Here is a 7,558-nt window from a genome sequence, read left to right as displayed (position 1 = left end):
CGATGAGTTTCTAAATCATCTATGCGATGACGAACAAAAGCAAATCTTGCGTGATGCAGCTAAGAATTTTCTAAATCATCTATGCGATGACGAACTATATTCCATATTTTTGCCCACCAAATCTTCTTTTCTAAATCATCTATGCGATGACGAACTTAAGTGAAGCAGTAAGATTGGTCAACTGAGTTTTCTAAATCATCTATGCGATGACGAACTTGGCGAACAAGACCTGAACGCCACATTAAACTTTCTAAATCATCTATGCGATGACGAACTAAGAGCGTAAACGGCGGGTATAAATGTAGTGTTTCTAAATCATCTATGCGATGACGAACGGTTTACGCGTAAATTACATATAAGGAGTATATTTCTAAATCATCTATGCGATGACGAACAAAAACCGAATCATTAGTGATCACATGCTTGATTTCTAAATCATCTATGCGATGACGAACGGCGCCAAAGATGTTATCGTAAGTTACTTCTATTTCTAAATCATCTATGCGATGACGAACCACCTATGCTCTCTTTCTTAAGTAGCGGAGTCTTTCTAAATCATCTATGCGATGACGAACTCCCCAATGCACCACCTGCAACAGTACCAACGTTTCTAAATCATCTATGCGATGACGAACCGGATAGTTTTATTTCTGACATGCTAGTTATATTTCTAAATCATCTATGCGATGACGAACCCAAAAAACGCAAACACCGCGCCAGCTACCGCTTTCTAAATCATCTATGCGATGACGAACATTGTTCACCCCAATTAACATTGACTGTTTTATTTCTAAATCATCTATGCGATGACGAACGGCAGTATGGTAGATGTAATGCTCCACAGTTTTTTCTAAATCATCTATGCGATGACGAACGCTGGGATTGCTGGTTCTGGATTCAACGTTTCTTTCTAAATCATCTATGCGATGACGAACTTCGTGTCTTTACCATGTGACTTATAGTACATTTTCTAAATCATCTATGCGATGACGAACGCTCTAACCCCAGCAACAGCAGAAATCGGATTTTTCTAAATCATCTATGCGATGACGAACTACCCGCGAAAGGATTTTTTAAAGCATAATTCTTTCTAAATCATCTATGCGATGACGAACAGTACGACAAAGATCCCACCGATTTTGATAAGTTTCTAAATCATCTATGCGATGACGAACGACACGTATAACACAAAGTTCATAGGTTTCAATTTCTAAATCATCTATGCGATGACGAACATGTCGCAACTGTACCCGAATGACGCGGAAACTTTCTAAATCATCTATGCGATGACGAACGGAACACTGACAATATTGGGGCTTATTTTCATTTTCTAAATCATCTATGCGATGACGAACTACACATTTACCGAGCCTTATAATGTGGTTTTTTTCTAAATCATCTATGCGATGACGAACATTTGCCCCCGAAAATGGAACGCTGCCACCTGTTTCTAAATCATCTATGCGATGACGAACGGTAACTGTATGAAGTTGGCTACACTTTTTTTTTTCTAAATCATCTATGCGATGACGAACATGCTTAAGTCCGAGCAGTTCAATGTAGTGTATTTTCTAAATCATCTATGCGATGACGAACTTAATATCCCCGATCTATCGGTATTCAATCGCTTTCTAAATCATCTATGCGATGACGAACACATCAAATAGGATTTTTTTTTGTACGTGAGATTTCTAAATCATCTATGCGATGACGAACTTCACGCAAAGCGCAAAAAGATATTGATGATTTTTCTAAATCATCTATGCGATGACGAACACGCAGCCAAATCAAATTGTATGCATGGCAGATTTCTAAATCATCTATGCGATGACGAACGCTGTGTATCGGCCAAATGACGATAGCTTGATTTTCTAAATCATCTATGCGATGACGAACAAAAAAAATCATCTTCATATCGTTCCTATGTCTTTCTAAATCATCTATGCGATGACGAACTATATCGATTTTTGGTTATTTCCCTGCCCTGTTTTCTAAATCATCTATGCGATGACGAACGTCGAGTGCCTGATGTTGTCCCTCATCGATTTTTTCTAAATCATCTATGCGATGACGAACAGCAGGTGCATCAAATATTCAAAGCGGCAAATTTTCTAAATCATCTATGCGATGACGAACCCCCAAACACAGCGAATGATCTTTCATGAATTTTTCTAAATCATCTATGCGATGACGAACCGTTAGATTCTTTGAACGTTATTCCATCGTTATTTCTAAATCATCTATGCGATGACGAACCTAACATATTAACGCAATCTGCCACGGTTCCTTTTCTAAATCATCTATGCGATGACGAACCGCATATCTGGGGCGCGCCAAACGGCTGCACATTTCTAAATCATCTATGCGATGACGAACGTGCCGAAGCACTCAGCGTGAATGCTGGGAATTTTCTAAATCATCTATGCGATGACGAACAATAACGTACTCGGAGAGCCTTTCGAAATCATTTTCTAAATCATCTATGCGATGACGAACAGGAGTTTCACCCTCAAACGATTTTAGCTGGATTTCTAAATCATCTATGCGATGACGAACGGGGTTAGGGGTAATAGTATAATAAGAGTAAATTTCTAAATCATCTATGCGATGACGAACTATTCTTTCATAGCTTTATTACCTTTGGTGTCTTTCTAAATCATCTATGCGATGACGAACTAGAGTTAAGTCAAAACAAAACCCTTGATATCAATTATATAAGCTTTTAATGAGTAAAAATACTTCGTTATGAATCACTTGAGTTAATTGTTTGATTTTATTTGATTTTACTACATATGTCAGTAATGAAGCTAAACATGTAATCTAGAAGATCTTGGTCTTGGCATATTTCTATAAGTTGCATTCGGAATTCTTTTTGATTTAATCCTTTTGATGCGCATATAAAAGCAGTTGGCATCACAAAAGCATCTTTCACTAAGTCGGCAAGATCAAACACTAAACCTCCGCGGCGTGTTTTACCATGCAAGATAGGTAGGGCAAAACTAATTCCCATACCATTTAAAGCAACTGCCGCATAGCCATAGGCAATGTAATTTCCATGATCTAAGTAGTTATTCGCAATATCGGTAAGACTATCATGTGAGTTTTTGCCTTCATCTCGTTTAAAGTCAATATTAAATCCTTTGGCCAATTCTTTATACAGTGCTTTGGCCCAACGTCCTTCGGCTGCAAGTAATTCTTGTTGATTTTCGGATCGATCAATATCTTGTTTAAACGTATTTAAAGCATTTTCATCAATATAAATACCGTGCTGAATCAAATCTAGATTCTTCTTCCATGATTGTGAAACGAGCACAATACGTTCGAGTAATAAAATTTTAGCCATAAGCAAGCGCGCATCATCATCTAACCATGCTTTCATCCAAATTTGCATGTATTCAGTAGGGCGGTATTCGCTTTGAGGTGCTAAAAATGTTAAATCTAATGATGAGAATAAAGGGGAACCACCAGAGCCACAAAACCCAACCATCACATTAGATTCTGCTAAACGTCTGGCAGCTGCATCTGTTAATGAACTACCTTTCCCAAGGAGTAAAAAGGCAGTGTTTTTCTCTGGAATATTATAAAAATATTCCACAGGCTGTGAGTTATCCGTCAAGTAAACAATTCGATCATCTTTTAAAACGACACGAACTTTTTCCAGATAAAATACGCAGGCACGCTTTGAAAGCATCACTGGGCGGCTGCGTTCTTGACGGAGTTGACTCATACTATATTTCCTTAAAAGACGGGTAGAGCAAAAGGACTTTCCTTACGGGCAAGTCCGTAGCTATCTGGCAGCCCGTATCCCGCGTTTTCACTTTCCTGAACATCAATGATAACTGTAAAACCTTGACCTGTACTTTGGCTTATCACCTGAAAGAAGGGCATTCCTTTGGCGGTTTTTAAACGTCTATCTCTCAAAGGTTCATTCTGATGAGAAAGCTTTGTACGTTCAGCTTTCTGAGTCGGAATACGAAACTTTCGATAACTTTTCCAACCCGAAATTTTGGCAGTGGGAACAGCAATTGCAACACCTAAAACAGTATAGTCGCGAATTTTCCAATGCCCTTTAATTGCTTCTACTAATTCATCTAACTCATCCTGTTTTTCTGCAAAAATTCGCAAAATATCAAAGTTGGGTTTAGCTGAACGGCCGTGTTTTTTTTCAAACTGTTCCTGCTTCGCTTTCAATTTATCGGACATCTCCAACGCAAGAGCATAATGCGCAGGCAGTTTTCGAAATGCACCATGAATGACGGTGTAAATTTGATTACGAATATGACCCAGTTTTAAATCCGTATCATCTGATGATTCAAGAACACGGATATCCAGATAGTAATTGGCATCCATGATTATTCACCCTCGGAGTACACGCCACCACGAATTAAACACGAGATTAAGAACATTCCTTTTTCGCTGCTTGGGTCAAGCTCATCAATTTCTTTTAAAATATCAAATGCAGAAACTTTATCTTTGCCTACACGATAGAAAATCTGACCTTCTAGGTTGGCACCGTTAGGCTCTATAGCAATTGGCTTTTCATCATTTTCTTTGAACGATGGATACCAAGTATCAATTGTTCTTAGTGCATTTCCGATTTTTTGATCACGTAAAGCAGCTTGCCCTAGATATTGGTTGTCATTCGCTTTATGGTCTGGTTTTTTAGGTGTTAATTGATATAAAGATCGAGAGAAACCTTTGGGTTTATCTTCTAAGTAATTTTGAGAAGGGAAAACCTCTACACCGCCCATACCGAAGTCAACAATCGCTTCAATATGTAAGGCAGCATTTGTTGATTCGCCTGTAATTCCTTTTAATAAAATACCTGCTAGTTTTTGTTCCTGTTCAGATGGTTCGGCAAAACTCTTAAGGTTGTAAGAAAGTGCATCAAAGCTAAATGTTTCGGGGTAATCTTGAGCAGTCACTTGAATGGTAATACTCTCAGCGACAATACGATTACGCCATAACCAACGACCATTCACGATATTACGTACATAACGGCGCACAACTTCTTTAAGTCCATCGCTTTCTTTAGCGCGATTTACAAAATTTAAGAAAGCTTGACGGAAGTTGTATTCCTCGGTTTTATCTGCACCCGCTTTAGAAGCACTTGCAAATAATACATAGCTTAAATCAATAAAACGAAAGTCCCATTTCACCAAAAGTTTCGCATTTGGCTGTAATTTTGCAGATTCGGTCAACTGAATATTTGTGACTTCGCGAGCCAAAGAATTACCTGTTGCGGCCCCTTTTTCTTTATTCCCTGCAACGTTTTGAGTCCCTCGAATACCGTGATACATCACGTGTAAAGGTTCTTGTTTCCCATCTTCAAATAAGTTGAAAAAAGCCCCGTCGCTGACCACTGTGCCACGTTGTAAAGAAAGGCTACCTGGTAATTTCTTAAAAATTGTCATATCAAAAATTCCTTATGTTTAGAAGTGAGTTATGCATGAATGCAATTTTGTTTTAAAAGAAAAATATCGTCTTGCGACCAGTGATAGGTCCACAATAATTTTTGCAAGTTATGCCAAGAATCATCCTCGACCTCAGTATTTTTCCTTAGAATCTCACCTAAAGAAAAATACTGAACAATGCCTGTAAGCGGTTCGGCATAGGCATGTGCTGTGGTTTCTTGATCTTGTGCTTGACGAATACCTGCTCGTTGGTCTGTGAGTGGCTCAAGTAGGGCATAACCTAAATTAGTTGCCGATATCCAACTTAAATTCTGGTCATTAAAGAAAGCTCTAAGCGTATCTACTTTTAATGCTAAGAGTTGAGTAAATGCTTGAACTCGATTAATTTGTTGACGTTGCTGATATTCAATAAGCAAATCTTGTCGATCCAAAATGGCAAACCCAGTTTTGATTTTCTTTAGGGCTGCTTCTAATTCATTTTCAGCATGTGTCGTAATTTCTAAAAACTCGATAATTTGTCCGCCAGCAAAACGACTACGTTTTAGAATATGGGTGAGCTTTTCTGGACTAATCCGAGAGCTACTAAATTTAATCACAAGACTAAACTCTAAATGGCAAGATGCGGTTGGTTGTAAAGACAACGCATATTTATTTTTAGAAGAATAGTCCTTTTTACCAATAAACACGGCACCTCGACGTTGAGCAGGCGTAAAACGGCCATAGGCTTGCCCACCTAAACGCTGTTGGTTATGATGAATATAAATAATCCCTTCATCTGTTGTACCAAGTTGCCTTGCCAAATGGTGTGCAAACATATTGGCTGCAAATAAAGGTACACCGCCTAATAATAGACCATTACTTTGCATATTCGCATTTTGCACCCGAATACGAGGAATTACTGCATAACGACTCATCGAATAATCTCCCGTAAACGGCGGGCGATATAACCCTCTGAATTGCTATCTAGGCTAATTGATACAGTTTCATTATTGATTTCGATATCAAAGGTTTCGTTTGTGATTTTTCTAGCCAAATAATCCGAGAACTTTATTCTCCAGTGATCATCTCTCAGCTCTGGATCAACCAAACCTTGTAAAACAAACGAAAGACTTGGATGAACCCAAAAGGAAGGACGCTCAATTTCTTGCATACTTGGTAAAATTGCTTCAGCTTCTTCTAAAATATTTTTTTGAAAAGATGCCTGTCTTAATACATCTTTAGCAAGAATATTTAGAAAAATAATTTCCTGATCTCGAACATCCCGATTGGTAGAAGGAGCGAAAATCTCGAGGTCATGCCAATTTTGAATCGTATTCGTCGCGGTAATAACAAGTTGACGATTTAAAATTTCTGACCATTCTTTAATTGCTTCTTTTGCCCGTTTAGTTCCATTAAGCAGTTTTATCTTACGAGATAATCGTATCGTAAATCCGTTATAGAAAATCGCTAAAGCTTGGCGTACTTTTTCACTTGCTTGAGGAGCATCAACTGTAATAGGGCGTTGCATTGAACGAACGAGGCTTCCCACATTTTGTGGATTGGCTCCGCCTATGCCAAAAACAGCAGTTTGAATGCGGTTAAAGTCACTGTCTTTTTCTTTGCGTAATTCATTTACAGCATCAACTTCTTGGTTCACCAGATAATTTACACCAGCAGCAGTAAGTGGACTTACTGAAACGTATTCACCATTTTTGGGAATTAAAAGCTGGCGCATGCGTATATCAATGTTTTCTGTACCAGATTGATACAGCTCATTAAAAACAGATGATATGGATGGCTTGAGTTGTTCAACCTGTTGCTTGAAGTCAGGATCTTCTTCACTGATATCATGACTAATCATGGCTGCTTTTACGACTTTAAAAATAGAAGCCGTTTTACCTGCATTTGCCTGATAATCAGTAGGAATCAGAAAGTCTTCATTTAATAAAGTTCGAGCACTCAGATAGGGTAAATCAAGTGCTTGTTGATTACTTAAACGAATTCCACCTTTTTCAATATTAGAATTAATGGTCTTTAAACTAAAGTGTACCGATTCTTCCAAAGCATTTATAAAAATATCAGTTTGTGGTTCAGGCATTATCTTCCCCGTTTTTGTTATATAGCCAATTTTTAACACATTATTTGAAAAATTAGATAAATATTAA

The 7,558-nt window shown here is 38.0% G+C and carries 5 protein-coding genes and 1 CRISPR repeat array; all 5 genes read right to left on the bottom strand.

Annotation, left to right across the window (positions count from 1 at the left end; genetic code table 11):
• Positions 1-7: 7 nt before the first annotated feature.
• Positions 8-2,676: a CRISPR direct-repeat array (repeat unit 28 nt; unit sequence TTTCTAAATCATCTATGCGATGACGAAC).
• Between the two features lie 97 nt (positions 2,677-2,773).
• Genes cas1f through F952_RS13075 form a run of 5 tightly spaced genes read right to left on the bottom strand, consistent with a single transcriptional unit; the run spans position 2,774 to position 7,491 of the window.
• A complete protein-coding gene (gene cas1f, locus F952_RS13095; RefSeq protein WP_004928491.1) occupies positions 2,774-3,727 on the bottom strand; it encodes a type I-F CRISPR-associated endonuclease Cas1f in 954 nt (317 codons plus the stop codon).
• 11 nt (positions 3,728-3,738) lie between these two features.
• A complete protein-coding gene (locus F952_RS13090; protein ID WP_004928490.1) occupies positions 3,739-4,350 on the bottom strand; it encodes a type I-F CRISPR-associated endoribonuclease Cas6/Csy4 in 612 nt (203 codons plus the stop codon).
• Between the two features lie 2 nt (positions 4,351-4,352).
• The gene (csy3, locus tag F952_RS13085; RefSeq protein WP_004928488.1) at positions 4,353-5,414 is read right to left on the bottom strand and encodes a type I-F CRISPR-associated protein Csy3; all 1,062 of its coding nucleotides are present in this window, start codon (positions 5,412-5,414) and stop codon (positions 4,353-4,355) included.
• Between the two features lie 29 nt (positions 5,415-5,443).
• Positions 5,444-6,328: a type I-F CRISPR-associated protein Csy2 gene (gene csy2, locus F952_RS13080; protein ID WP_004928487.1), complete on the bottom strand. Its 885-nt coding sequence runs from the start codon at positions 6,326-6,328 to the stop codon at positions 5,444-5,446.
• The gene (locus F952_RS13075; RefSeq protein ID WP_004928485.1) at positions 6,325-7,491 is read right to left on the bottom strand and encodes a hypothetical protein; all 1,167 of its coding nucleotides are present in this window, start codon (positions 7,489-7,491) and stop codon (positions 6,325-6,327) included. The genes csy2 and F952_RS13075 overlap by 4 nt, the downstream gene beginning before the upstream one ends.
• Between the last annotated feature and the right edge of the window lie 67 nt (positions 7,492-7,558).

The organism is Acinetobacter baylyi DSM 14961 = CIP 107474 (assembly GCF_000368685.1).
GTDB classification, from domain to species: Bacteria; Pseudomonadota; Gammaproteobacteria; order Pseudomonadales; family Moraxellaceae; genus Acinetobacter; species Acinetobacter baylyi.
The sequence above is the reverse complement of the archived record's forward strand: the minus strand, read 5'-3'. Positions and strand labels throughout refer to the sequence as shown.